Raw genomic sequence first — 25,707 nt, forward strand, 5'->3', positions numbered from 1 at the left:
GACTTGAGGGCGAGGCGAGATGGCGCTGGAAGCAGGTTCCAGCCGCAACCTCCGGCTCGCCGCAATGGCGGCCCCGACACGATTCGAACGTGCGACCTGTCCCTTAGGAGGGGACCGCTCTATCCAACTGAGCTACGGGGCCAAGCTTTTGGATCAATGGTTTGGGAAACGCAGCGCGGCATTTTCGCATGATTGCGCCCGATTCGGGTTGGGCGGGTTGGCCGGCTCGGCCGGTGCCCTTGCCCTGCCGCGCAGGGGCAGGGCACGCCCGCCGCCACTACAAAGGAGACGTTTCGGCCGCGGCCTCGGGCTCGGTCTGGCCCTTGGCCACCACCGCCGTGGCGGTGAGATCGCCGGTCACGTTGCCCAGGGTGGCGAACACGTCCGGGATGGTGTCCAGCGCCAGCAGCAGGCCCAACGGCTCCACCGGCAGGCCCATCGCCTGGGTCACCGGCATGTTGGTCGCCATGAAGCTGACCTGGCCGGGCAGGCCGACCGAACCCATGCTGATCACCACCGCCAGGGCCGCGCCGGCCGCCATCTGCGTGGCGCTGAGATCGATGCCGTAGGCCCAGGCGACGAAGGACGCCACGCCGATGTACTGCATCGGGCTGGTGATGCGGAACAGCGACACCGCCATCGGCAGCACCAGCGAGGTCACGCTGAGCGGATGGCCCAGGCGCACGCGCGAGCTTTCGATCATCGCCGGCAGCGAGGCCAGCGACGACTGCGTGCTGGCCGCCACGGCCTGCGCCGGCACGATTGCGGCGGCGAAGCGGCGGACGCGTTCGCTGCCGGCCAGCACCGCGATCGGGTACATCAGCGCGGTGGCGCACAGGTACATCGCCGACAGGATCGCGATGTACCAGCCGAACGCGCCGATCATGCCGTGGCCGACGCGCGCGCACACCGCCAGCACCAGCGCGAACACGCCCACCGGCGCCGCCCACAGCACCCAGCGCACGATCACCACCATCACGTCGGCGATCGACTGGACCAGTTCGAGCAGGCGCGCGCGGCGGCCGGTTTCGATGCGGGTCAGGGCGAAGCCGAAGAACAGCGCGAACACCACCAGCGGCATCATCGCGCTCTGCGCGGCGGCGGCTATCGCGTTGCTGGGAATGATGCCGACGAACCAGTCGCCCAGCGAATTGGGCAGGCTCAGCTGGGCGGTGCCGGCGGTGGCCGCGCGCAGCGATTCGGCTAGGCCTTCCTGGCGCGGCACCAGCGAGAACAGCAGTGGCGCCACGATCGCGGCGAACGCGGCGCAGACGCTGAGGATGATCACGAAGGTGATGATCGCCTTGCGCGCGGTGCGCCCGGAGGCGGCGGCGTCGGTGGCGGTGTTGACGCCGATCACCACCAGCGCCGCGACCAGCGGCACCACGGTCATCTGCAAGGCGTTGAGCCAGAGCCGGCCGATCGGCTGGATGAAGTCGGCGACGCGTGTCGCGGCGGCCACATCCCACCAGGCCAGCAGCAGGCCGATGAGGGCGCCAAGAAAGAGTCCGAGCAGTACGCGGGCGGTGGTCGACACGGAAGGTCCTGATTGGAGGTTGCGCTGGGAGATTCTATTCGGGCAGCCCGACACCTCTCCCCGTTCGCCCTGAGCGTAGCGCAGCGAAGTCGAAGGGGGTACGGGCCGGTGGTGATACGGGTATTCCGCTGAGTCCTTCGACTTCGCTGCGCTACGCTCAGGGCGAACGGAGTCGGGGGATCAAGGGCTACAGCTTCAGGGCAGGCGCCAGTCCTTCCGAACGCGCCCGTACTCCGCCACCGGCAGCAGCACGAACACCGGCTTGCGCTTGGGATCCAGCCACGCCAGCAACTGCTGCATCACCGGCTCGGCCATCGCCGTGCAGCCGGCCGTCGTCTCGCCCGGCGCCTTCCACAGGTGGGCGAAGATGCAGCTGCCGGTGCCACTGCGGTTGTCGGGGTTGTGCTCGATGACGAAGCCGAGTTTGTAGCGCTGGTCGCCGCCGGCATGCAGGTCGCGACGCATCGGCTCGGTCGAGCCGGCGACGGCGTCGGCGCCGACCTGGCGCGCATCGACGATGCGGTTGTACAGCGGCGATGCGTTGACGTCGATGCAGAAGTCCGAGGCCGTCATCGCCTGGTAAGGCCAGGCGCCGGCGGCGCTGTCGGCGTAGCCGAACGCAGTGCCGATGCGGAACACGCCGGCCGGTGCGCGGCCATCACCTTCGACCTTTTGCGGTTCGCCGGACTGGGGCGCGTGCAGGCCGACACCCCAGCCCGAACCACTGCGTCCGACCGTGATCGGCGCCGCCTCTCCCAGCGCACGCCAACCGCTGCCATCGCGCTCGTAGCGCTGCAGCGTGCCGGTGTTGGCGGTCCAGTCCGCAGTCGTCACCACGACCATCTGCTGGGCATCGTCCCATGGCTGCGTGGGCTGCCTGCTTTTCATGCCTGCGCAGCCGGCAAGCACCAGGGCGACGATGCAGAGCAGGGCATGTGCGGTGTATCGGCGCATCGGATCGGTCATCTCAGCTGTCCAGCAGGTCCTGCATGCGTTCGAAATTGAAATCGAGCTGGCTGCGGCGGTCGTCGTTGCCGTCGCACAGCAGGATGAAGATGAGGTCGAGCAAGTGCTGCAATGCGCACTGGTACAGCAGCGGCTCGATGTGCCGGCGCTCGTCGTGGGCGGATACCAATAGCGCCGCGTCGGCATGTGCTCGCAGCGGATTGGGCGTGTGCCGGCTGACCGAGATCACCTTGCCGAAACGCTCGCGGAACAGGCGGCTGATCTGGCACAGCGCCGGCTGCCTGCCGTGCTCGGAAAACACCAGCAGCACGTCACCGGGAGCGGCGCTGGAGACGCCGGCCTGCATCAGGATCGCATCGACGTAGTGGACGGTGAGGATGCCGAGCATCGACAGCCGCGTGGCGAACGCGCGTGCCGGGATGCCGTCCTCGCCCAGGCCGATGATGAAGACCTTGCCCGCCTGCTGGATCGCCGCGGCGATTGCGTCAATGCGTTCGGGCGGATTGATCAGTCGCGTGGCGGCTTCGGCTTGCGCCTTGAGGTGCCACAGGTCTTCGGCGAGGGCGGCGTGCGGATCGTCGTTGCGCACTTCGCTGGCGACATGCTCGTCGCCGCCGTCGCCACGCGCGACCGCCTGGCCGATCGAGTACTTGAGGTCCGGATAACCTTTGAAGCCAAGCTTCTGGCTGAACTTGACCACGCTCGACTGGCTGATGCCGAGCGCATTGGCCAGCTGCTGCGACGAGTAGTCGCGCAGCAGGTGGGCGTTGTCGAGCAGGAAGTCGGCGATGCGGCGTTCGATGGCGGACATCTGGTCGCGTTCGGAGCGGATCTTCAGCAGGGGCGACATGGCAGATCCTCGTCAGGCCTCATGATGCCTCGTCACGCTTCAATGGGAACCAGCCCGCGGATCTCGCGGATGCCCAGGCCGGGCGCATCGGTGACCGAGATCTCGGACTCGTTGAAGTTGACGCCGCCGTCGACCGGGTTGAATGCGCACAGCGACGGTCCGTCGAGGTCGACCTTGGTGATCGCGCTCGACTTGGCCACGGCCAGGTGGACCGCGGCGGCGACGCTGATGCTGCTCTCGAGCATGCAGCCGATCATGCATTCCACGCCGTAGAGTTCGGCGATGTCGGCAATGCGGATCGCGTTGGACAGGCCGCCGGTCTTCATCAGCTTGATGTTGATGATGTCGGCCGCGCGCATGCGGATCAGGTCGATGACCTCGGTCGGGCCGAACACGCTCTCGTCGGCCATGATCGGCGTGTGGACGCGCTCGGTGACGTACTTCATGCCGTCCAGGTCCTTGGCCTTGACCGGCTGCTCGACCAGCTCCAGGCGCACGCCGGCGTCCTCGAGCATGCTGATCGCGTACACCGCCTGCTTGGCGCTCCAGCCCTGGTTGGCGTCAAGGCGCAGCAGGGCGCGGCCCTCGACCGCGGCATAGATCGCCTTGACCCGCTCGATGTCGACGCCGATGTCCTTGCCGACCTTGATCTTCAGCGACTCGAAGCCGCGGTCCACCGCGCTGATCGAGTCGGCCACCATCTTGTCGATGTAGTCGACGCTGATGGTGATGTCGGTGGTGATCACCGGGTCGCCGCCGCCAAGCATCTTGTAAAGCGGCACGCCGTAGAGCTGGCCAAACAGGTCGTAGACCGCGATCTCGACAGCGGCCTTGGCGCTGGTGTTCTTCTCCAGCGCCGACTGGATCAGCGCGGTGATGTGGTTGAGGTTGGCGATTTCCTGGCCGATCACGCGCGGGGCGATGAACTTGCGGATCGCCTCGATGATCGAGCCATGGGTGTCGCCGGTGATGACTGCGGTCGCCGGTGCCTCGCCGTAGCCGACCTGGCCGGTGTCGGTGTGCACCGAGACGACGATGTCCTCCACCGCCTCGACCGTGCGCAGGGCGGTCTTGAAGGGCGTTTTCAACGGGACGCGGAGCATGCCGAAGCGGATATCGGTGATTTTCATTGGTTCACGGATGCTGGATTGGGGAGGGGAGGCGCGTGCTTTCGCATCGTGCTTCCATCATGGACGGATGCGCTGGATGTTGGTCATGCGGTCGACATAGGTCTGCTTGCCGTTGAACAGCAGCGGCGTCAGCGGCGACACGGTCACGCCGTTGGTCTTCGCGCGGACGGTCTTGCCGTCGGCGCCGGCGAAACTCAGGCCGGTGGTGTCGTGGATCACGTAGGGCTCGCCGTCGAGCTGGCCGATCACCATCATCACGTGGCCGGGGATGTAGACCAGGTCGCCGACCTGCAGTTCGCGGGCGATCTGCAATCGGCGCTCACGGCTGTCCTTGTCGCTAAGGGCGATGCGGTTGAGCGCGGGGCTGACCGCCTGGTCGCTGGTGTTGCGCGGCAGCTCCACGCCCATGCTGCGATAGATCTCGGAAACGAAGCCGCTGCAGTCGCGACCGTTGTAGCTGTGGCCCCAGCCGTAGCGCTCACCGAGGAACTTGAAGCCCTGTTCGATCAGGTTGCGCCCGCTCAGCGGCAGGTAATGGTCCTGGCTGGGCTCGCGTCGCGGCAGCAGGGCCGGTGCGAAGCGCAGGCTGCCATCGTCGTTGCGCACTGGCAGCTCGATCACGTGCGAGGTGTAGCCATCCTGGCCGTTGACCGCCTTGCCGACCGGCCAGTCCGCCAGCACCGGCACGCGCAAGCCCATGTCGAGCTGCAGCTCCGACACGCCCGGCTCCTCCTGGGTGAAGACGGTGGCGGCGCGTGCGCCGGTGACGACGCGATAAGGCGCCTTGCGGCCGTAGCCAAGCACCTGCTCCTGGCTGCCAAGCGCGACGAAGCGCTTCTCCACCCACGCGGCGTAGCGCGGGTTCACCACGAACCACCATTGGCCGTCGCGGCTTTCATGCGCGACCACCACCGGATCGCCCGGGAACAGCGCGCTTTCCTGGAAGCGGTCGATGTCGTGGTCGTCGTCCGAGGAGAAAACGCGCAGCGAGGTCGGGAAGGTGCGCAGGGCGGCGCGGTGCACGACCAGGCCATAGCGCGTGTCCTGGCGTTCGGGGACCGCACCGAGGTTGATCGAGTCGACCACCTCGTCAAGCGTTGCCTTCGCCACCGGCTTGCCGCGTTCGTCGAACAGCGCCTTCGACGGCCGCCGCGACAGCGCCTCGATCCAACCGCTGACCTGGGCGCGATCGAGCGTGTCCTGCAGCGCCGCCAGGTCATGGATGCTCTTGTCGAGCTGATGCAGGCGCGTGTTCTGCGCGGCGATCGCATCGCTGTCGAGGATGACCCGGTCCGGGTCGGCGAGCTGCCTGACCCAGAAGGCGGGGTCGAGCTGGGCATGGTCGACACCAATCACACCGGTGCTGGCGGGAACGGTCCATGCCCGCTCGCGTGCCGCCAATGGCTGCAGTGCGGTCCCGGCCAGGCACAAGGCGAGGCTGAGGGCGAGGGCCGGGGTGGTCAGTGTCAGGCGCATGGTTCGGGCTCTAGTGAGTCTTTTCCGGGAGTGCCAGCGATCAGCTCGCGATGCTTGCAACAGGTGCCATGCCGGACAGTATCCCGGCCATCGCCAATCCAATACCGGTGCCCAGCACCAGGCCCAGCATCGCCAGCAATACCGCCACCGGCACGAGCGCGCGGGCATAGGTCGCGGCCAATACCGGCGCGGTCGCCATGCCGCCGATCTGGGCGAGCGAGGAAATGCCGCACAGGTGCAGGTCGAAGCGGAACAGCTTCGCGGCCAGCAGCAACAGAGCGACATGCACGATCAACACGGTGAATCCGACGACGACGAACAACGGTGCAGTGTCCAGGCCCTGGAAGTTGCTTTGCGATGCGAGCACCGCCACCAGGCAGGCCAGCATGGCACTGGCCAGCGGCGCCGGCACCGGTGAATGGGCGAGGGCGGTGCGGGCGAGTACCAGGCCGACGACGGTGGCGATCAGGACCGTCCACGCGGTGGTGGTCAGGAAACCGCCGACCGGGAGCAGCGCCGCCAACCAGGACGAGAGGTTGCCAACCAGCAGCGCCAGGCCCAGCCACAGCAGCACGCTGCCCGGACCGGCTTCGCCGGTTGTCCTGGGCTCCACCTGCGGCAACGGCGCACGCGCATCGGCGCCGGTCCAATGGTTGAAGGCCGGGGCGAAGCGGTTGATCGAGAACAACACGATCACCCACACCGAATAGCAGACTGCGTCGGCCAGCAGCACCGACGGCAACAGATTGTCGGGAAGCCCGATCGACTGTTTCACCGCGACCAGGTTGGCCGAGCCGCCGGTCCAGGTGGCGCTCAGTGCCGCCAGCATCTTCCAGCCGTCGGCGGGCAGGGCATTACGGAAGATCAGGTAGGCAATGACTATGGCCGCCAGGATGCTGAGCATCGCGCAGGCGAACACTGCCAGCATGCGCGGCCCCAGTTTGACGATCGCGCGCAGGTCGCAGCCGACCATCAGCAGAAACAGCAGGGCCGGCAGCAGCTGGCCGGTGAGCGAATGTTGCGCCGCAGCGATCTCCGGCGTGGCCCGCCAAAGACCGGCCACCGCCAGGGCGGTCACGAACAGATAAGTAAGGACGATCGGCGGCAGCACCGAGAACAGGCGCCAGCCGTACCGCTTCTCGAGGGACGGAAACAGGCCCGCCGAAACCAGCAAAACCGCGGCGTAAGGCCAGACCGTTTCGATCATCTTGATTTGTCCCCTCTGGGCCACCGACGGAAGGCGGTGGCCGACTGGGTCAGAATAGATACTTCATTTCTTGTTTTAGTCAAGAATAAATTATTGACCGGGTACTCCACTCATGTTACACAGTCGTGAAACGCCACCCCGGGTCGACTGCACGTGGACAGTCTTTCGCCTTCGCTCGAACTGAAGACCCCTCGGAAGCGCAAGCTGCGCGCGCTGGCTGTCTCCGTCCTGTGGCTTTCGCTGATGACTACCGCGGCCCTGGCTGGCGGAGCCGGCGACACTGTCGATGAAGTCACCGCGAGCATCGATGCCGGTCATTTCAAGCAGGCCAACTCCGCGATCGACAGCGCGCTGGCGCAACCCGGATTGAGTGCCGATGCACGCCAGGCCCTGCAATTCCAGCGCGAACGCATGCGCCGCATCCGCCTGGACTTTCCGATCACCGAGCCCGAGGCGAAAGCCAAGCTGCGCGAGCTGATCCCGGACATGACCGATGCCGAGTTCGCAGGTTGGAAGGCCTCGAACCAGCTCGAGCACATGGTGATCGACGGCGTTCCTTATTACTTCAGCCGCTCGGTCTCCAATCTGTTCCGCGTCAGCCCGGAGGCTACGGCCAGGCGGGCAACGCCGGCGACGCGCAACGACGGGCCGATGGAATCGGCCAACGCCTACCATGACGAAGCCCTGGCGCAGGCCCGGGCGACGGGCAAGAGCAGCGTCGCCCCGCGCCGTGTCCGCGTCACCCAGGCGATCATCGTCAACGCCGATGCTGTTCCGGCAGGGGAAGTGGTTCGCGCCTGGATTCCGTTCCCGCGCGCGATCGCCGGCCAGCAGGAAAACATCGAGCTGATCTCCAGCGCACCGGCCAGGCACGTCACTGCGCCGGAATCGACGATGCAGCGCACCGTCTACATGGAGCAGCCGGCGGTCAAGGCAACGCCGACGAAGTTCTCGGTCACCTATGAGCTGACCATCTTCGGCCAGGTCCACCAGATCGATCCGGCCAAGGTCGTCACTGCAGGCAACAGCCCCGCGGACAACAGCGCGGAGCTGGCGCCGTACCTGGAAGAGCGCCCGCCGCACATCGTCTTCAGCGACGACATCCGTGCGTTCTCGAAGAAGGTGGTCGGCGACGAGAAGAATCCGTACCGCATCGCCCAGAAGCTCTATTCGGCGGTCGACAGCATTCCGTGGGGCGGCGCGCGCGAGTACTCCACGATCACCAACATCAGCCATTACGCCCTGCATTCCGACCATGCCGACTGCGGTCAGCAGACGCTGCTGCTGATGACGCTGCTGCGCCTCAACGGCATCCCGGCACGCTGGCAGTCGGGCATGGTCTATTCCGACGGCAAGTACGACAACCTGCACGATTGGGGGTTCATGTACCTGGCGCCGTACGGCTGGGTGCCGATGGACGTCACCACCGGCCAGTTCAAGGGCGCCAGCGATCCGGGCGTCGAGTGGTACTACCTCGGCGGGCTGGATGCCTACCGCATCGCATTCAACGACGACTACGGCACCGACCTGGTGCCGCGCAAGCAGCATTTCCGATCGGAAACGGTGGACTCACAACGCGGCGAAGTGGAGTGGCAAGGGGGAAACCTCTACTTCGACCAGTGGGACTACCAGTTCGAGGCGAAGGTGATGCCTCTGGAAACGGCTGCCAGGTAAGTCCAGCAATCCGGGGCTTCAATTCCAGCTTCAAAACAAGACAAATCCAGTAAGGGGAGAGTGGGATGAACGGCAAGGCACTTCGCAGGGCAACGCTGAGCATGGCGTTGGGAGCATGCATTGCAACGATGGTTCCGATGCTGGCATCGGCGCAGACGGTCAGCGGCGCGGTGGCGGGCAACGCCACGCAGGGCGACCAGATCACGGTGACCAACACCGAGACCGGCCTTTCGCGCACGACCACGGCCGATGCGAAGGGCAACTACCGTATCGCCCAGCTGCCGATCGGCAACTACTCGCTGCAGGTGATGCGCGATGGCCAGGCCATCGGGCAGGCAGTCGAGGTCACGGTCTCGATGGGCAGTTCGACCAACATCAACCTCGGCGGAGACGGCGCCGTCAACCTGGCCTCGGTGCAGGTCGTGGGCTCGCGCGTGGTGCCGCTGGTCGACGTGACGTCGACCGAATCGGCGATGACGCTGACGGCGGCCGACGTCGACCGTCTGCCGGTCGACCGTGACCTGGCTTCGGTGGCACTGCTGGCCCCGGGCGTGACCAAGGGCGAATCGTCGTTCGGCGGCATCTCCTTCGGCGGTTCGTCGGTTGCCGAGAACTCGTTCTACATCAACGGCCTCAACGTCACCGACTTCTACAACCGCAATGGCTTCTCCGAGGCGCCGTTCGCGTTCTACAAGGAATTCCAGGTCAAGACCGGCGGCTACTCGGTCGAGTTCGGCCGTACCACCGGTGGTGTCATCAACACCGTCGCCAAGTCCGGTACCAACGAATTCGAGTCGGGCGCCGAGCTGGTGTTCGAGCCGCGTGCATGGCAGTCGAAGGCCAACGATCGCTACTTCAACGGCGAGCGCTACCTGACCTTCAGCCAGGACGACTATTCCGACACCACGCTCGACCTGTGGGCGTCGGGTCCGCTGATCAAGGACCGCCTGTTCTTCTTCGCGTTGTACGAGCTGCGTGACTACGAGCCGACCAACACCAACGACGAAGGCACCAACCTCACCAAGAACAACTCCAGCAACGGTTTCTGGGGCGGCACCCTCGACTGGTACGTCACCGACAACAACATCCTGAGCCTGATGGCGTTCTCCAACAAGAACGAGAACACCGGCGACGTCTATACCTACGATTACGACAACAACGAGATCGGCAACAAGACCAACGAGATCTACAACGACACCGGTGGTGACAACTGGGCGCTGTCGTGGTCGTCGTACTTCACGTCCAACTTCTCGATGAAGGTGATGTACGGCGAGAACCACCGCCAGTCGTTCAATCGTTCGCTGCTGGACCTGGAGTGCAACCGCGTGCAGACGGTCAGCTCGCGTCCGGCACCTCCGGGCGTGCAGCTGGGCTGCAGCACCAACTCGACGGTGTTCAACCGCGAAGACGTGCGCGAGCAGACCCGCGCCGACTTCGAGTGGTCGCTCGGTGACCACCTGCTGCGCTTCGGCGTCGACCACGAGGTCAACACGTCCGACCACAAGCAGTACTACGCCGGTCCCGGCGCGCTGTTCTACAACGTCAACGCCGGCAGCCCGGGCAGCTCGATCCCGAACCCGCCCGGTGGCGTGATTCCGCCGGGCTACACCGGCTATGTCCGCGCCCGCCGCAACGAGATCGCCGGCAACTTCGAGAGCACCAACACCGCGTTCTACCTCGAGGACAACTGGTCGATCACCGACAACTTCCTGCTGAACCTGGGCATCCGCAACGAGTCCTTCGACAACAAGGACGGCGACGGAAAGTCCTACATCGAGATGGACGAGATGTGGGCGCCGCGCCTCGGCTTCGCCTGGGACATCAACGGCGACTCGACGATGAAGCTGTTCGGCAACGTCGGCCGTTACTTCCTGCCGGTGGCCAACGTCATCAACATCAAGCAGGCCGGTGGCCTGCTCGACCAGCGCACCTACTACGCGTTCGACGGCTGGGACGTGCGCAGCCTCAACGGCGTGCAGTACGCCGTGCCGCGCCTCGGACCGCAGATCGGCACCGTCGATGTCTCGCAGGGTGATGGCACCGTCGGCGACCTGCGTTCGGAAGTCGATCGCGACCTCGACTCGGTCTACCAGGACGAGGCGATCCTCGGCTTCCAGCAGATGCTGAACGAGAAGTGGTCGTGGGGCGTTCGCGGCATCTACCGCAAGCTCACCAACGCGATCGACGACATGGAGATCAGTGCCACCGGCCAGTGCGGCGAAGACGGCTATATCGGCTGGGTGATGGCCAATCCGGGCGAGAAGGTCACCGTCTGGGGCGATACCGACTGCAACGGCAACATGGGCTGGGTCACCGTCGATACCGCGAAGGAAGGCTGGGCGCTCTATGACGAGGACGGCAACTACCAGGGCCAGCGAGGCTGGGTGAAGCCCAAGCGCACCTACAAGGCGTTGGAGTTCCAGCTCGATCGCGCCTGGGACGACAAGTGGGCGTTGAACATGTCCTACACCTGGTCCAAGAGCGAGGGCAACGCCGAGGGTCCGGTCAACTCCGACACCAACTTCTCCGACACCGGCCGTACCGAGAACTTCGATGATCCGTGGGTCAACTACGGCGGCTACGGCCCGCTGGCGAATGACCGCCGCCACCAGCTGAAGGCGCGCGGCACCTATGCCTTCAACGACAACTGGCAGGTCGGCGGTACGCTCGATGCCAGCTCCGGCGGCCCGATCACCGGCTTCGGCACCGGCAACCCGTTCGATGCCGCCAAGTACCACAGCTACTACATCTGCGTGGCCCAGTGCGACAGCGCCACGCCGGTGTACGAGCACTCCGCCCGCGGTGCCTACGGCGAGATGCCGTGGACCTGGGAGGTGGGTGCGAGCGTGACCTACCTGCAGTCGTTCGGCGACTCCCGCCTGCGCGTCAAGTTCGCGGTCTTCAACCTGTTCAACCAGCAGAAGACCGTGCGCGTGGACCAGGAGCTGCAGCCCAGCGTGGGCATGGCCACGCCGACCGAGCCGGAACTCAACGAGTTCTTCGGTGTCGGCTACGGCTTCCAAGCACCGCGTTACGCCCAGCTGTCGGTCACCGTCGACTTCTGATGGCCCTCAAGGGCGGCCCGCCGCGAGCGGGCCGCCCTTCTTTTTTTCCAGGAAGCAGCATGCAGGTCATTGCGAAGGCGCAGCAGGCGGAGGGTGCCGTGGGGCAGGCGGGTGCATCGAGGGGTATTGGACGTGAAGGTCCCTCGCTGTTCGATGGCGTGGACCTGCATGCGCTCGCCGCGCAGGTATCGACTCCGTGTCATGCCTATTCGGCCAATGCGATCCGCGAGCGCATCGCCGGGCTGCAGTCGGCCTTCCAGGGGCTGGACCACCGCATCTGCTATGCGGTCAAGGCCAATTCCAACGTTGCCATCCTGCAATTGATGGCGCACCACGGTGTCGGCGCCGACATCGTTTCACTGGGCGAGCTCAATCGCGCCCTGCTCGCCGGCATCCCTGCCGAGCACATCGTCTTCTCCGGAGTCGGCAAGACCACCGAGGAGATCGCCTCGGCACTGGCTGTCGGCGTGTGGCGATTCAATGTCGAGTCGCTGGACGAACTACAGCTTCTGCAGGAAGTGGCGCAGCGCCACGGCGTCTGCGCGCGCGCTGCCGCGCGCATCAATCCCGACGTCGATGCGCGCACGCACGAGAAGATCTCCACCGGCAAGTCCGAAAACAAGTTCGGCGTCTCCATCGACGAAGCCCGTCGCTGGTTCGCCAATGCCGGCTCGATGAGCAACGTCCTGCTCGACGGCCTGCATGCCCATATCGGTTCGCAGATCCTGGAACTGGAGCCGTTCCGCGAGGCGCTGACCCGGGTGGAGGCGTTCCGTCGCGAGCTGGTCGATGCGGGCCATCCGATCGCCAGCGTCGACATCGGCGGCGGCCTGGGCGTGTGCTACCGCAAGGGCGTCGATCACCCGATTCCGGCCGCGGAGTACGCGGGGCTGGTACGCGTGGTGTTCGCGGAATTCCAGGGCACGCTGGTGCTCGAGCCGGGACGCTACCTCGTCGCCGAGGCCGGCATCCTGTTGACGCGGGTGATCCGGGTCAAGCCGGGCGTGGACCGCAGCTTCCTCGTGGTCGATGCGGCGATGAACGATCTGCTGCGCCCGTCGCTGTACGAGGCCTGGCACGAGATCGTGCCGCTGGTCGGTGGCGACCGCGAGCCGGCGCGTTACGACGTGGTCGGGCCGGTCTGCGAGACCGGCGACACTTTCGCCCGCGGCCGAGCGATGGCGCGCTGCGAGGCCGGTGACCTGTTGTCGATCGGCAGCACCGGCGCGTACGGTGCATCGATGGCCTCGACCTACAACTCGCGTCCGCTGGCTGCCGAGGTCCTGCTCGATGACGGCCGCTATGCGGTAATCCGGCGCCGGCAGACGATGGCTGAGATGATCGCCGGGGAACAACTGCCACAGGTGTGGAATGAGACTTGAGATGACCGCCATGCGCTGCGGGTTGCTTGCCCTGCTTCTTACCGCGGCCTCGGGCGTGCAGGCGGAGCCGGGGCGCCACGCCAAGGCTGACGTCGACGCGGTGTTCGACCAGGTCGTCGCCCGCTACAGGCTGCCCGGCCTCGCGCTGGGCATCGTCGAAGACGGCAAGGTCGTTTACTCGCGCACGGCCGGCGAACTGGTCGAAGGCGAAGGCCGGAAGATCGACTCGGCAACCCTGTTCAAGGTCGCCTCCAACACCAAGTCGATGACCACCGCCACGCTGGCGCGGCTGGTCGATGCCGGCAAGCTGCGCTGGGACGACCCGGTGGTGCGCTGGTTGCCGGATTTCCGCATGTTCGACCCCTGGGTCGGACAGCAGATGCAGGTGCGCGACCTGCTGATCCACAACAGCGGCCTGCGTGCCGGTGCCGGCGACCTGATGCTGTGGCCGGAGCCCAACACCTTCACCCGTGCCGACATCATCCACGGCCTGGCGTACCTGAAACCGCAGCGCAGCTTCCGCGCCGGTTACGACTACGACAACCTGCTCTACATCGTGGCAGGTGAGGTCGCCGCCGCCGCTGGCGGCGCACCGTACGAGCAACTGGTCCGTCGCGAAGTGTTCGAACCGCTGGGCATGCAGCGCTGCCAGGTCGGTCAGTGGCGCCGGGACGTGGTCGGCAACGTTGCCCAGCCGCACATGCGCCAGGGCGAGCGCAACATCCCGGTGCGCAGCGATGGCGACGTGATCGCCGCGACCACCATGGACCCGGCCGGCGGCGTGCGTTGCAGCCTCGACGACATGCTGACCTGGATCGGCGCGTGGCTGAAGCCGACCGGCACGGACGCGAACTGGCTGTCTCGCGAGCAGCGCGAAGCGCTGTGGGCCCCACAGATGCCGATGCCGCTGTCGCGGCGCATGCGCGAGTGGGACGACAGCCATTTCTCCGCGTACGGCTACGGCTGGCGCCTGGCCGATGTCGATGGCACGTTCAAGGTCTTGCACACCGGCACGCTGATGGGGATGTACTCGATGGTGACGCTGCTGCCCGACAAGGGCGTGGGCTTCGTCATCCTGATCAACGGTGAAGGTGAAGACGCACGCACGGTACTAGGGCAGGTGCTGGTCAAGCTCTACACGCGCCCTGATCCGAGCCTGACGGTTGCCCATTACGCCGGGCTGCTGGAGCAGGAGGATGCCAAGCGTCCGGCGACAGAAAAGGCACCCGACACGTCGAAGCGGAACAAGGTCACGGCCAAGGACCTGGCGCCGCACCTGGGCGTCTATCGCGATCCGTGGTTCGGCGAAGTCTCGCTGTGCCGCGATGGCGACTCGGTGCGCCTGCGCGCCAGAAAGTCGCCGATGCTGACCGGCATCGTGCAGCGCGCCGGCAAGCGCTGGCTGGTCAACTGGGACGACGACAGTGTCGACGCCGAAGCCTGGCTGGACTTCCCGCAGGCCAGGCAGATGCGGATGGCCAAGGTCGACCCGCAGGCGGACTTCAGCTGCGACTATGAAGACCTGGCATTCACGTGGGAGCATGGCTGCGAATGAAGTGCGGTGCGTCGGCGATGATGCTGGTGACGGCGCTGGCCGTCGCCGCCTGCGCCTCGACGCCACCGCTGGTCGTATCTGAAGCCACCACGCCCGAATCTGCCGGCCTGGTCGACATCCGCGCACTGGTGCCGGACATCGACCTGGACATCCGCTACGCCGGCAGCGACAACTTCGTCGGAACCCGTGTCGATGGCTACGGTGCGGCCCGATGCTATCTGCTGGCCGACGCTGCCAAGGCGCTGCAGCAGGCCGAGTTGGATCTCCGTCGCGAGGGCATGCGCCTGCGCCTTTACGACTGCTATCGCCCGGCGCGCGCGGTGCGGCACTTCGTTGACTGGGCCGGTGACCTGGGTGACCAGCGCACCAAGCCGGAGTACTACCCGCGCCTGGACAAGCGCCAATTGCTCGGCGACTACATCTCGCCGACTTCCGGACACAGTCGCGGCGCGACGCTGGACCTCACGTTGATGCAGTGCCGGGCAGATGGCAGCGCGTGCGTGCCGCTCGACATGGGCACGCCGTTCGACTTCTTCGACACGCGCGCCAACACCGACTCGACGCAGGTGGATGCCCGCCAGCGCGAAAACCGCCAGCGCCTGCGGTCAGCGATGGAGCGTGCCGGGTTCCGCAACTACCCGATGGAGTGGTGGCACTTCACCCTCAACCCCGAGCCGGCGCCGAAGGTCTTCTTCGACGTTCCCATCGAGTGAAGGCGCCTCAGCGCGTCATCGCCAACGCGGCGATCTGCCTGGCCAGGCCATAAGGCTCCGGGTCATCGCGGTTGGTCAGCACGACCACGGTCAGGTGGCGCTGCGGATAGCGCACGATCACGTTGCGGAAGCCGATCGTCTCGCCCGAATGCCATAGCGTCTCGCCGGTGATGCGCCAGCCGTAGCCGTAACGCACGTCGGGATCGTCGGTTGCGGTGGCCGGAGTGAATGCCCGGGCCAGCCATTCGCTGCGCAGCAGCCGCTCGTCATAGAGCGCAGCGTCCCACTTCGCCAGGTCAGCGATGGAGGAATAGATGCCGCCGTCGCCAAGTACGGCACTGGTGCTGCTCTGATCGGTCCGCTTCCAGCGCCCGTGCTCGAAACTGTAGCCGTAGGTGCGCCTGGCAACCTCGGAAATCCCGGATTCGTAGGCGACCGTGCCCGTCATGCCAAGCGGCGTGAAGATGCGGTCGTGCAGGAAGGTCGCGTAACGCTGGCCCGATGCGCGCTCGACGATCAGCGCCAGCAGTGCATAGCCGCTGTTGCTGTAACGATAGTCGCTGCCCGGCGCGAAATAGGTGCGGTCCTGCGAGGACAGCAGGCGCAGGACGTCGGCGTCGTGCACCTGCACTTCGCTGGCCGGGTCCATCACGTCCTCGTAATCGATCAGCCCGGCGGTGTGCGTGAGCAGCTGGCGGATCGTGACCGCGTCGGCGGCTGCCGGCAGCTCCGGCAGCCAGCGCCGTGCGGGGTCGTCCAGACGCAGGCGGCCATCCTGCGCGAGCAACAGGATTGCCGCCGCGGTGAACTGCTTGCTGACCGATGCCAGGCGGTAGTTGCTGTCCGGGTTTGCCGCGATGTTCGATTCGAAGTCGGCGAGACCGTAACTGCGCTGCACCAGGGCCTGGCCGTCGCGCAGCACCAGCACGGATGCTCCGGGCGCCTGGCCGTCGTAGTCGCGCATCAACGCGTCGATCCCTTCCTGGAGTGTCGTGTGCTGCCTCATGGTGTGGTCCCCGGTCGCGCAGCCAGCGAGAAGGAGGACGGATCCGAGTAGCCAGGCGGGTGTGCGCATCGGCAGATGGTAGCGGTACGACGACGCGAATGGGCGTTGGTGCGTGCTGCCGATGGCGAAGCCGGCCGGCTTGCGGCGCCGATGGCCCGGGACCACAATCGCCTGGTCTGATCGGATCTGGATTCGAGGCAATGCTCATGGATGAGCGCAAGGATGGAGCCGCCGTCGGCGGTGGAAACGAGTCGGCGTGTCCGTTGCAGGAACAGACACTCGAAAGCCTGTTGCGGACGGCCCGCAACAGCGACACGGCCGCCCTGGATCGTCTCTATGCCGCGATCTACGAGGAGCTGCGACGACATGCCCGTCGCCAGCTTGCCAGTCGCAACACCACGCTGACGCCGACGGCCCTGGTCAACGAGGTCTACCTCAAGCTCAGCAGCGCCAGCATCGACCCGCGCGACCGCAACCACCTGTTCGCGCTTTCTGCCAGGGCGATGCGGCACATCGTCATCGACCATGCCCGCCGTGCCGCCACCGGCAAGCGCGGTGCCCAGCTGGTCCAGGTCACGCTGACCGGGAACCTTCCGGACTCCAGGCAGGACGCAGCCAGCATGCTTGCGCTGGACAACGCGCTGCGCCTGTTGGCCGAGGTCGATTCGCGCCTGGCGCGGGTGGTGGAGCTGCGCTACTTCGGCGGCTACAGCGAAGCGCAGATCGCCGGCAGCCTCGGCGTCACCGTCCGCACGGTGCAGCGCGACTGGAGGAAGGCGCGTGCCTTCCTTGGCGCGGCCCTCGCCGCCGGCGAAAGCGGAAACCAGTAGCGTGACAGCAACGTCATGAGAACGCCGGTGGACCTGCAGCGGCGCGCGTTCGACATTCTCGACGCGGCCATGGATCTCCCGCCTCCTGCGCGGGCTGCCTGGCTCGACCGCGCGTGTGCGGGCGATGCCCGGCTGCGCGCCCTGGCCGAGCAGCTGCTCGACGGCGACCAAGCCGCCGACGGTACGATCCTCGATCGCCATCCCGACTCGCTGCTGGCAACGCTGGGACAGGTCGACGCGCAGGACGATCGCAGCGCCGATCTCATCGGCGACCGCATCGGCGCCTGGCTGGTTCGCTCGGTCATCGGGCGCGGTGGCATGGGCGTGGTCTACCACGCCACGCGCGCAGACGGCGCTTTCGAGCAGGATGCCGCGCTGAAGCTGATCCGCTTCGGCCTGGACACGCCCGCAACGCGCGAGCGCTTCCTGCGCGAGCGCCAGATCCTCGCGCAGTTGCGCCATTCCGGTATCGCAGTGGTTCTCGATGGCGGCATGAGCGAGTGCGGCGCGCCGTACTACGTGATGGAACTGGTCAACGGGCAGCCGATGAGCGACTGGTGCGATGCGCGCCGGCTGGCGCTGCGTCGACGCGTGGAGCTTTTCTGCCAGGCAGTCGATGCCGTCAGCCACGCGCACGGACAGCGCGTCGTGCACCGGGATCTCAAACCGTCGAACCTGCTGGTGACGGAAGAGGGCCGCGTCAAGCTGCTCGATTTCGGCATCGCCGAGTTGTTGATCGAGGGCAACGGTGGCGCGCAGACACCGGAGGCGCGGGTGATGACGCCGCAGTTCGCCGCGCCGGAGCAGCTCGACGGCCATGCGGCCACCGCTGCGAGCGACATCTACCAGCTGGGCCTGCTGCTCTATCAGTTGCTGTCGGGCGTGCTGCCGTATCGGCTGACGGCCGCCGATGCCAGTGTCGAATCGATACGCCAGCGGCTCGATGCCATGCCGACACTGGCGCAGGCAGCGGCGATGGCATCGCCGGAGCTCGCGGAGCATCGCGGCCACGATCCGCGCTCGCTGGCACAGGCGTTGTCCGGCGATCTGGGCGCGATCGTCGCCTTCTGCCTCCAGTACGAACCAGAGCGGCGCTATGGCTCGGCCGCGGCGCTGGCTGAGGACCTGCGCAACTGGATGAGCGGCTGCCCGGTGAGCGTACAGCCCGCGACGTCGTGCTACCGGCTCGGCAAGTTCGTCGCGCGCCATCGCTTTGGCGTGTTGGCGTTGTCGACCCTGTTCGTGGCGATGCTGGCCGGCGCCGGTTCGACGCTCTGGCATGCACGGCACGCCGCGATCGAAGCCGAGCGCGCACGTCGCGAGGCGCTGACAGCAGAAGCGGCGACGCGGTTCCTCGAGCGGCTGTTCTCGTCGGCGCTGCCACTGGATGGCGGCGATACCGGGATGACCGCGCGCGAGCTGTTGGAACGCGGCGCGAAACGTGCCCGCATCGAGTTCGACAACGACCCGGAATTGCGCTTTCGGCTGCTGACCACCATCGGCCAGAACTACGCCACGATGGGTGAGGACAGCACCTCGGTGGAGTTGTTCCGCGAGGCGCTGTCGATCGAATCCGACGAGATCGCCCCGGTGACGCGCGCGACGACCGCCTACCAGCTGGCGACATCGTCTTTCCTGCTGGGCAGGATGGACGAGCCCCTGGTCGCAAAGGCATTGGACTGGGTCGGCCAGGCCACGCATCCGAGCGCGCTCGCGCTGCGTTCGAGCCTGCTGAGATTGCGTGGCGACATCCAGATCATCAGCGGCCGTTACTTGCAGGGCATGCACGATCACGAGGCCGCCAGAGTGCTGGCCGAACGCATCGCCGCCAGCAATCCGCTGCCCTTGCTCGACGTCCTGGTCCGCCAGGCCTACGTGCAATGGAAGATCCTCAACCTGCCGGAGCGGGCGATGGCGACATTCCGCTACAGCGAGGCGATTGCCGCGCGCGTCGATCCGCGCGAAGCCGACCTGCGCCGGCGGTTCCGGATCGAGTTCCTGATTGAAAGCGGCGAGCTGGCGCTGGCCGACCATCTGATCGACGAAGCACTGGCATTCCGCATCGGCGTGTATGGCGAGAACAGCATGGGCATGGCGCAACCACTGATCCATCGTGGGCTGCTGAAGCTGGAGCTTGGACAACACGCCAGTGCCGAGCTGGATTTCCGGGAAGTGATCCGGATCGTGGATATGTTCGGCCAGTCCGGCAGCAACCTGGCGGTGACCGCACTCATTGGCCTGAGCCGTGCACAGTGCGCCGATGGGCGCCATCAGCAGTGCCTGGACGGTGCGGTACGTGCGCGCCTGGCCGTGGTGGCGATCATGGGCGAACGCGGCTTCGCCGTCCCGGCGATGGACGCGCTGATCGCGGAGGCGGAAGAAGGGCTGGGACGCCATTTCGAATCGGCCGAGTTCGCACGCAGGGCCATCGACGCGCTGGTCGGCGCCCAACGTCTGGCGGGCCATCCTCGCCAGATCCTCGGTGTCGCGCTTTACCGGTCGGGCCGCGTCGCCGACGGCATCGACACCCTGCGCACGGCACGCGACGAACTGATCCAGGAACACGGTCAGGACCACCCCCGGACGGTGGGAGCCGCTGTGCACCTGGGTCGCGCCCTGCTCGCGCGCGGGGACGTCGCCGCGGCGCGCGCGACTTTGCTGGCCGTCGTGACGCAGCTGCACAAGCAGGTACCTCAGGTCCGCCAGCAGGACCTGTCGGATGCGTACCTCGCGCTGGCGGATGTCGAGCGCCGGGCAGGCAACCTGCGGCTGGCCCATCTGTACGCACGGCGTGCAGCCAGGCGTCCGGATGGATGAGGCGGTTGGCTGGCGCATGTCGTGTTTGTCACGGGATTCGCGATTCATCGATGGGGTGCCATTCCGGTGCCTCGATCGCGCATGCGATCCAGGACAAGCGAGGCGGCCATGGAATCAGCACTGCAATGCATTTTGGGCACATTCGTACCGGGCGCCGTCGGGAACAGGGCGCGACCGGTGCGGAAGGCGATCGATACGACTGACGACGCGGAAGGTGCGCAGCCGGACCCGGTAACGCCGCGTGCGCCCCAGGCGGGCGCCGACAGCCCGTCGCTGCGCGAAGTCGTGTTGCGCATCAACCGCGACGATCGCGTTGCCGGGAGCTGCAGGGTCGAGGTCGTGGTGGATGCTGCCCCCGGCGTCGCCACCACGGTTGTGCAGGAGTTGCTGGCCCAGGCGGCATCACGCGTCGAGACCTTCGCCGATCGCATCCAGGAGCAGACGGAACGCGGCGCGACCCGGATCGTGGTTCACTGCGATTCTATCTGGGGCGATGTCGGCAGTTCAGGCCCCTCCGCGGAACAGCCGTTCCTGACCGAAGCGCAATGGGCAGCCGTAATGCAGGCGGTCTTTCCGCTACGCGGCGATCGCCGCAAGTACCGGCCACAGGGTGTGCGTCGCTTCATCGAGTCGGTGCTGTGGGTCGCGTGCGTCGACTGCGTCTGGAGCGACCTGCCACCTGGCCGTGGTTCCTGGCGCAGCGTGTATGTCCGATTCCTGCGCTGGTCCAGTGCGGGGATCTGGCCGCGGGTCGCCGCGGCCATGGGCGATACAAGCGGGCCGGGACGCCTTCTGCTGGAGCGCCACAGTCGCTACCTGACGGACGCGGCCAAGACCCGGCAGCGACGTCGAAAGGACGATTGAGGAACGCGTTGCCACTGCGACGGCCCGGCCGCGGTCATTGCGCGATGCGAAGCAGTTCCTCGTCCGACCAGCCACCGCCGAGGGCGCGGTAGACGTCGATGTAGGAAGTCAGGCGCAACAGCCGGGCACGGGCCAGGCTGAGTTCGGAGCTCAGCAGCTGCCGCTCGGCGTCGAGCACCTCGAGGTAACTGCTGACGCCGGCCTTGTAGCGCAGCCGCTGCAGGCGCAGGTTCTCGCGGTTGGCGGTGGTGCTCTCCTCGTTGGCGCTGATGATGCTCGCCGACTTCTCGTAGGCGCTGACGTTGCTGGAGACTTCGACCAGCGCCTGCAGGACGGTCTGCCGGTAGACGTGCGCGGCCTCGTCGGTCTGTGCGCGGGCGAGGTCGACATTGGCGCCGGCGCGACCGAAGTCGATGATCGGCAGATCGACGTACGGGCCCCAGGAGTTGACGCTGAGCGAGCGGCTGCTCGAACCCAGGTCGCTGAGGTCGACGGCGGTACGGCCGAACAGCGCGCTCAGACCGATGGTGGGGAACGGGAAGCGGTTGGCGACGGCGACGCCGACGCGCGCGGTCGCCGCATGCAACTGGTTCTCGGCCAGACGCACGTCGGGGCGACGCTCGAGCAGTTCGGTGGGCAATCCGGTGGGAATGTCGGGTGAATCGGGCATGCCGCCATTGGCCATCTGGCTGCCGCGGTCGATGGGTTGCGGGTAACGGCCGAGCAGCTGCGCCAGCACGTTCTCGGTGGCGAGTATCTGCTGCTCGGTGGACGGCAACTGCGCACGCGTGGTCGCCAGCTGCGCGATCGCCTGCTGCTCCTCGGCGCCGGAAGCCACGCCGCTGCGCAGCTGCGCGCGGATCAGGCGCAGCGACTCTTCCTGGCTGGTGATGGTGCGCTCGATGATCGCGCGCTCCTCGTCCAGCTCACGCAGCGACAGCCAGGTCGCCGCGACTTGCGTCACCAGCGTGGCCAGCACGCCGCGTGCCGCGTCCTCGGTGGCCAGCAGGTTGGCGCGCGAGGCTTCGCTGCCGCGGCGCAGCTTGCCGAACAGGTCGATCTCCCAGACCAGCGACAGCCCGGCCGAATAAACCGTGTCGTCGTCGCCGCTGCCAGCCGATGGGGTCGAGCTCAGCGTGCCGCGGATGTCGGGACCCAGCGATCCGCGCGCGAACTTGGCGTTGGCACGCGCCTGTTCGACTCGCGACAATGCCTGGCGCAGGTCGAGGTTGTTGTCGATCGCCTCGCGGATCAGCGCCGATAGCTGCGGATCGCGGAACAGGTCGAACCAGGCGACATCGGCGATCGATTGCGCCTCGGCCTGGGTCAGCGGTGCGCGGTACTGCACCGGCAGCTCCAGGTCGGGCCGCGAGTAATTCGGGCCGAGCATGCAGCCGGTGAGCGCGATCGACACACCGATGAGCAGGGCGGCAGCACGCATCAGTGCGCTCCTCCCTCCGACGGCGCCTGTGGCGGGTGTGGCGTCGCCGCGCCTTCCTTGAACTTCGGCGGTCCGCCAAAGCGCTCGGCCAGGCTCTGGATCAGCACGTAAAGCGCGGGCACGACCAGCACCGCCAGCAGGGTGGCGGTGAGCATGCCGCCGAACACGACGGTGCCAACCGAGAACTTGGATGCGGCACCGGCGCCGGAGGCGAGCACCAGCGGCACCACGCCGAGGATGAAGGCGAACGAGGTCATCAGGATCGGCCGCAGGCGCAGCTTGGCTGCCTCCATCGCCGCATCGTGGATCGACATGCCGCTCTCGCGGTAGAGCTTGGCGAACTCCACGATCAGGATCGCGTTTTTCGCCGCCAGGCCTATGAGTGTCACCAGGCCAATCTGTCCATACACGTTGAAGTCCAGCTTCGCCAGCAGGATCGCGATCAGCGCGCCAAGCACGCCGAAGGGCGTTGCCAGCAGCACCGCGAACGGCACCGCCCAGCTTTCATACAGCGCGGCCAGGAACAGGAACACCACCACCACCGACAGCGCCATCACCAGGGCGGCCGCGTTGCCGGCCTCCACTTCCTCCGCGGTCTGTCCCGACCACTCGTAGCCGTAACCGGCCGGCAGCGATTCGGCGGCGACCTCGCGCAGCGCCTGCAACGCATCGCCGGAGCTGTAGCCCGGCGCCTGCGAGCCGGTCATCTCGGCGCTGCGGTACAGGTTGTAGCGCATGGTGAAACGCGGGCCGATGCCGGGCGTGGCCGTGACCACGGTGTCCAGCGGCACCATCTCGCCGTTGCCGTTGCGCACGAACAGCGTCGACAGGGTCGAGATGTCGCGGCGGAACTCGGCGTCGGCCTGCACCGACACGCGGTAGTTCTTGCCGAAGCGGGTGAAGTCGTTGACCTGCAGGCTGCCGAGGAAGACCTGCAACGTGCCGAACACATCCGAGATCGGAATGCCGAGCTTCTTCACCTTCTCGCGGTCGACGGTGATGCGGTAGTTGGGCGTCGATGCCGAGTAGGTCGTGGTGATGCGGCCGATCTCCGGTCGCTTCTGCGCCGCCTGGACGAACTGCGCCGCCGTTTCGGCCAGCTCTTCCGCGCTCTGGCCATCGCGCGCCTGCAGCATCATCGAAAAGCCCGACACCGAGCCGAAACCGGGCAGGGCAGGCGGGTTGAACGCGATCGCCACCGACTCCGGCGTCTGCGCGCCGATGCCCATCGCCTTCTGGATCAGCGCATTGACCTGCTGCTCCTTCTCCTTCCGGTCCTCCCAGGGCTTGAGCTTGACCACCATCATCGCGGCGTTCGGCGCGGCGGTGCCGGAGATGATGTCGTAGCCGGTGATGCCGAGCACCGCATCGACGCCGTCCAGACCGCGCAGCTTCGCGCTGATCTCGTTGACCACGTTGTCAGTGCGCTTGGTCGAGGATGCATCTGGCAGGATCGCCTGCATGAAGAACGCACCGACGTCCTCGTCCGGGACGAAGCCCGTCGGGGTGATGCGGAACAGCAGGAACAGGGCGACCAGCAGCACCAGCATCATCACCACGATGTGCTTCAGCGCCCCGGTTCCGCGCTTGGCCACGCCGGTGTAATGGAACGTGAGCCGCTCGAAGTAGTGGTTGAAGCGGGCGAAGAACCGACCCATCAGCCCCTTCGGCGGGCCGGGCTGCTTGGGTTTGAGCAGCAGCGTGCACAGCGCCGGCGTCAGGGTCAGTGCGACCAGGGCCGAGAACAGCGTCGATACCGCCACGGTCAGCGCAAACTGCTTGTACAGCTGACCCGTCACGCCCGGCACGAACGCCATCGGGATGAACACCGCCGACAGCACCAGTGCGATCGCCACCACCGGCCCGGATACTTCGTCCATGGCCTTGCGCGTGGCTTCCTTCGGCGGAAGCTTGTCGTGCTCCATGATGTGCTCGACCGCCTCGACCACCACGATCGCGTCATCTACGACTATCCCGATCGCCAGCACCATGCCGAACAGCGACAGCGTGTTGATCGAGAAGCCGAGGAACTGGTACGCGATGAACGTGGCGATCAGCGACACCGGCACCGCCAGCATCGGGATCAGCGTGGCACGCCAGCTCTGCAGGAACAGGAACACCACGATCAGCACCAGGATCAGTGCCTCGACGAAGGTATGCACGACCTCCTCGATCGACGCCACCACGAACAGCGAGGTGTCGTAGGTGACGTCGTAGTCCAGGTCCTGCGGGAAGCTCTCCGCCAGCCGCTTGACCTCGGCATTGATCAGTTCGGCCGTCTCCAGCGCATTCGCGCCCGGTGCAAGGGCGATGCTCATCGCCGCCGCCGGCTGGCCGTTGAACTTGGCGACCGTGCTGTAGTCCTTGGCGCCCAGTTCGACCCGGGCGATGTCGCGCACGCGGATGTACGAACCGTCCGGCAGCGAGCGCAGGATGATGTCCTCGAACTCGGACTGCTCGACCAGCCGCCCCTGCAGTCGCAGCGAATACTGGAAGCCGCTGGGCGAGTCGGCCGGTGGCTGGCCGACCTGGCCGGCCGCGGCCTGCTTGTTCTGTTCCTGGATCGCGTTGACCACGTCGGTGGCGGTCAGGCCGAGGGTGGCCATCTTGTCCGGCCGCAGCCACAGGCGCATGCCGAACTCGGAACCGTAGACCTTGGCCTCGCCGACGCCCCTGACCCGCTTGAGCGTGTCGAGGATGTAGTTGTAGAGGTAGTTGTTGAGGAACAGCTGGTCGTAGCTGCCCTTGGGCGAATAGAACGACAGGAACATCAGCGTGTCGGGCGAGCTCTTGGCCACCGTCACGCCGATGTCGTTGACCTCGCTTGGCAGGCGCGGCTGGATCTGGGCAACGCGGTTCTGCGTTTCCACCGAGGCGATGTCGACATCGCGCTCCAGGTCGAAGGTGACCGAGATGGATGTCGAGCCGTCGTCACCGGACACCGACTTGATGTACTTCATGTCGGTGACGCCGTTGATCTGCGTATCGAGCGGCGCGGTGACCGCGTCCTCGACCACGTCCGCGCTCGCGCCCGGATAGAGCGTGGTGACCTTGACGTTGGGCAGGGCGATGTCGGGGAACTGCGAGATCGGCAGGCCGATCATCACCAGCGTCCCGGCCAGCACCAGGAACAGCGATATGACGATCGCAAAAACCGGGCGGTCGATGAAGAAGCGCGCCATGGTGTGCGCCCC

The 25,707-nt window shown here is 66.5% G+C and carries 17 protein-coding genes and 1 tRNA gene; 8 read left to right on the forward strand and 10 right to left on the reverse strand.

Annotated features, from left to right (window positions below; all coding sequences use genetic code 11):
- Positions 1-65 precede the first annotated feature (65 nt).
- The 7 genes from HIV01_RS02235 to HIV01_RS02265 all read right to left on the reverse strand — a co-directional run bounded on the left by HIV01_RS02235 (position 66) and on the right by HIV01_RS02265 (position 7,166).
- Positions 66-142, reverse strand: a tRNA-Arg gene (locus HIV01_RS02235).
- A gap of 135 nt (positions 143-277) precedes the next feature.
- Positions 278-1,537: a dicarboxylate/amino acid:cation symporter gene (locus HIV01_RS02240; RefSeq protein WP_200604634.1), complete on the reverse strand. Its 1,260-nt coding sequence runs from the start codon at positions 1,535-1,537 to the stop codon at positions 278-280.
- 195 nt (positions 1,538-1,732) lie between these two features.
- A complete protein-coding gene (locus HIV01_RS02245) occupies positions 1,733-2,503 on the reverse strand; it encodes a L,D-transpeptidase family protein (RefSeq protein WP_425600253.1) in 771 nt (256 codons plus the stop codon).
- Position 2,504: 1 nt separating this feature from the next.
- The gene (locus HIV01_RS02250) at positions 2,505-3,353 is read right to left on the reverse strand and encodes a MurR/RpiR family transcriptional regulator (RefSeq protein ID WP_200604635.1); all 849 of its coding nucleotides are present in this window, start codon (positions 3,351-3,353) and stop codon (positions 2,505-2,507) included.
- Between the two features lie 32 nt (positions 3,354-3,385).
- Positions 3,386-4,483 (reverse strand): dipeptide epimerase, encoded by a 1,098-nt coding sequence (locus HIV01_RS02255; RefSeq protein WP_200604636.1) that lies wholly within the window; start codon positions 4,481-4,483, stop codon positions 3,386-3,388.
- Between the two features lie 57 nt (positions 4,484-4,540).
- Positions 4,541-5,959, reverse strand: a complete 1,419-nt coding sequence (locus HIV01_RS02260; protein ID WP_200604637.1) for a C40 family peptidase — start codon at positions 5,957-5,959, stop codon at positions 4,541-4,543.
- Positions 5,960-5,999: 40 nt separating this feature from the next.
- Positions 6,000-7,166, reverse strand: a complete 1,167-nt coding sequence (locus tag HIV01_RS02265; protein WP_200604638.1) for a DUF819 family protein — start codon at positions 7,164-7,166, stop codon at positions 6,000-6,002.
- A 243-nt stretch (positions 7,167-7,409) separates the two neighbouring features.
- Between HIV01_RS02265 and HIV01_RS02270 the strand changes: the two genes are divergently transcribed.
- The 5 genes from HIV01_RS02270 (at position 7,410) to HIV01_RS02290 (ending at position 15,555) form a co-directional block, all read left to right on the forward strand.
- On the forward strand, positions 7,410-8,840 hold the full coding sequence (locus tag HIV01_RS02270) for a transglutaminase-like domain-containing protein (protein ID WP_200604639.1): 1,431 nt from the start codon (positions 7,410-7,412) through the stop codon (positions 8,838-8,840).
- A gap of 65 nt (positions 8,841-8,905) precedes the next feature.
- The gene (locus tag HIV01_RS02275) at positions 8,906-11,905 is read left to right on the forward strand and encodes a TonB-dependent receptor (protein ID WP_200604640.1); all 3,000 of its coding nucleotides are present in this window, start codon (positions 8,906-8,908) and stop codon (positions 11,903-11,905) included.
- 59 nt (positions 11,906-11,964) lie between these two features.
- Positions 11,965-13,287: a diaminopimelate decarboxylase gene (lysA, locus tag HIV01_RS02280; RefSeq protein ID WP_200604641.1), complete on the forward strand. Its 1,323-nt coding sequence runs from the start codon at positions 11,965-11,967 to the stop codon at positions 13,285-13,287.
- 1 nt (position 13,288) lies between these two features.
- Positions 13,289-14,842 carry a serine hydrolase gene (locus tag HIV01_RS02285; RefSeq protein ID WP_342367056.1) on the forward strand — a complete coding sequence of 518 codons (1,554 nt, stop codon included), beginning with the start codon at positions 13,289-13,291 and terminating at the stop codon, positions 14,840-14,842.
- Positions 14,839-15,555 (forward strand): M15 family metallopeptidase, encoded by a 717-nt coding sequence (locus HIV01_RS02290; RefSeq protein WP_207527059.1) that lies wholly within the window; start codon positions 14,839-14,841, stop codon positions 15,553-15,555. The genes HIV01_RS02285 and HIV01_RS02290 overlap by 4 nt, the downstream gene beginning before the upstream one ends.
- 7 nt (positions 15,556-15,562) lie before the next feature.
- On the opposite strand, the gene HIV01_RS02295 is transcribed toward HIV01_RS02290, so the two are convergent.
- A complete protein-coding gene (locus HIV01_RS02295) occupies positions 15,563-16,561 on the reverse strand; it encodes a serine hydrolase domain-containing protein (protein ID WP_245156891.1) in 999 nt (332 codons plus the stop codon).
- 206 nt (positions 16,562-16,767) lie between these two features.
- Between HIV01_RS02295 and HIV01_RS02300 the strand changes: the two genes are divergently transcribed.
- From HIV01_RS02300 to HIV01_RS02310, 3 genes are all read left to right on the forward strand, one after another.
- Positions 16,768-17,391: an ECF-type sigma factor gene (locus tag HIV01_RS02300; RefSeq protein WP_200604644.1), complete on the forward strand. Its 624-nt coding sequence runs from the start codon at positions 16,768-16,770 to the stop codon at positions 17,389-17,391.
- A 15-nt stretch (positions 17,392-17,406) separates the two neighbouring features.
- Positions 17,407-20,208, forward strand: a complete 2,802-nt coding sequence (locus HIV01_RS02305; RefSeq protein WP_200604645.1) for a serine/threonine-protein kinase — start codon at positions 17,407-17,409, stop codon at positions 20,206-20,208.
- A gap of 108 nt (positions 20,209-20,316) precedes the next feature.
- Entirely contained in the window at positions 20,317-21,072 is a 756-nt protein-coding gene (locus tag HIV01_RS02310) for a transposase (RefSeq protein WP_200604646.1), read from the forward strand.
- 34 nt (positions 21,073-21,106) lie between these two features.
- Here the strand turns inward: HIV01_RS02310 and HIV01_RS02315 are convergent, their stop codons facing one another.
- Together HIV01_RS02315 and HIV01_RS02320 are read right to left on the reverse strand one after the other, a co-directional pair.
- A complete protein-coding gene (locus HIV01_RS02315; RefSeq protein WP_200604647.1) occupies positions 21,107-22,513 on the reverse strand; it encodes an efflux transporter outer membrane subunit in 1,407 nt (468 codons plus the stop codon).
- Positions 22,513-25,695, reverse strand: a complete 3,183-nt coding sequence (locus HIV01_RS02320) for an efflux RND transporter permease subunit (RefSeq protein WP_200604648.1) — start codon at positions 25,693-25,695, stop codon at positions 22,513-22,515. Before HIV01_RS02320 ends, HIV01_RS02315 begins: the two co-directional genes overlap by 1 nt.
- Positions 25,696-25,707: the final 12 nt, after the last annotated feature.

Origin of the sequence: Lysobacter arenosi (genome assembly GCF_016613475.2) — a bacterium.
GTDB classification, from domain to species: domain Bacteria; phylum Pseudomonadota; class Gammaproteobacteria; order Xanthomonadales; family Xanthomonadaceae; genus Lysobacter_J; species Lysobacter_J arenosi.

Bases quoted from the DNA above. Each gene is read 5' to 3' on its own strand.
- HIV01_RS02245 (WP_425600253.1), bottom strand. From the start codon at position 2,503: ATGACCGATCCGATGCGCCGATACACCGCACATGCCCTGCTCTGCATC.
- HIV01_RS02250 (WP_200604635.1), bottom strand. From the start codon at position 3,353: ATGTCGCCCCTGCTGAAGATCCGCTCCGAACGCGACCAGATGTCCGCC.
- HIV01_RS02255 (WP_200604636.1), bottom strand. From the start codon at position 4,483: ATGAAAATCACCGATATCCGCTTCGGCATGCTCCGCGTCCCGTTGAAA.
- HIV01_RS02260 (WP_200604637.1), bottom strand. From the start codon at position 5,959: ATGCGCCTGACACTGACCACCCCGGCCCTCGCCCTCAGCCTCGCCTTG.
- HIV01_RS02265 (WP_200604638.1), bottom strand. From the start codon at position 7,166: ATGATCGAAACGGTCTGGCCTTACGCCGCGGTTTTGCTGGTTTCGGCG.
- HIV01_RS02270 (WP_200604639.1), top strand. From the start codon at position 7,410: ATGACTACCGCGGCCCTGGCTGGCGGAGCCGGCGACACTGTCGATGAA.
- HIV01_RS02275 (WP_200604640.1), top strand. From the start codon at position 8,906: ATGAACGGCAAGGCACTTCGCAGGGCAACGCTGAGCATGGCGTTGGGA.
- lysA (WP_200604641.1), top strand. From the start codon at position 11,965: ATGCAGGTCATTGCGAAGGCGCAGCAGGCGGAGGGTGCCGTGGGGCAG.
- HIV01_RS02285 (WP_342367056.1), top strand. From the start codon at position 13,289: ATGACCGCCATGCGCTGCGGGTTGCTTGCCCTGCTTCTTACCGCGGCC.
- HIV01_RS02290 (WP_207527059.1), top strand. From the start codon at position 14,839: ATGAAGTGCGGTGCGTCGGCGATGATGCTGGTGACGGCGCTGGCCGTC.
- HIV01_RS02295 (WP_245156891.1), bottom strand. From the start codon at position 16,561: ATGAGGCAGCACACGACACTCCAGGAAGGGATCGACGCGTTGATGCGC.
- HIV01_RS02300 (WP_200604644.1), top strand. From the start codon at position 16,768: ATGGATGAGCGCAAGGATGGAGCCGCCGTCGGCGGTGGAAACGAGTCG.
- HIV01_RS02305 (WP_200604645.1), top strand. From the start codon at position 17,407: ATGAGAACGCCGGTGGACCTGCAGCGGCGCGCGTTCGACATTCTCGAC.
- HIV01_RS02310 (WP_200604646.1), top strand. From the start codon at position 20,317: ATGGAATCAGCACTGCAATGCATTTTGGGCACATTCGTACCGGGCGCC.
- HIV01_RS02315 (WP_200604647.1), bottom strand. From the start codon at position 22,513: ATGCGTGCTGCCGCCCTGCTCATCGGTGTGTCGATCGCGCTCACCGGC.
- HIV01_RS02320 (WP_200604648.1), bottom strand. From the start codon at position 25,695: ATGGCGCGCTTCTTCATCGACCGCCCGGTTTTTGCGATCGTCATATCG.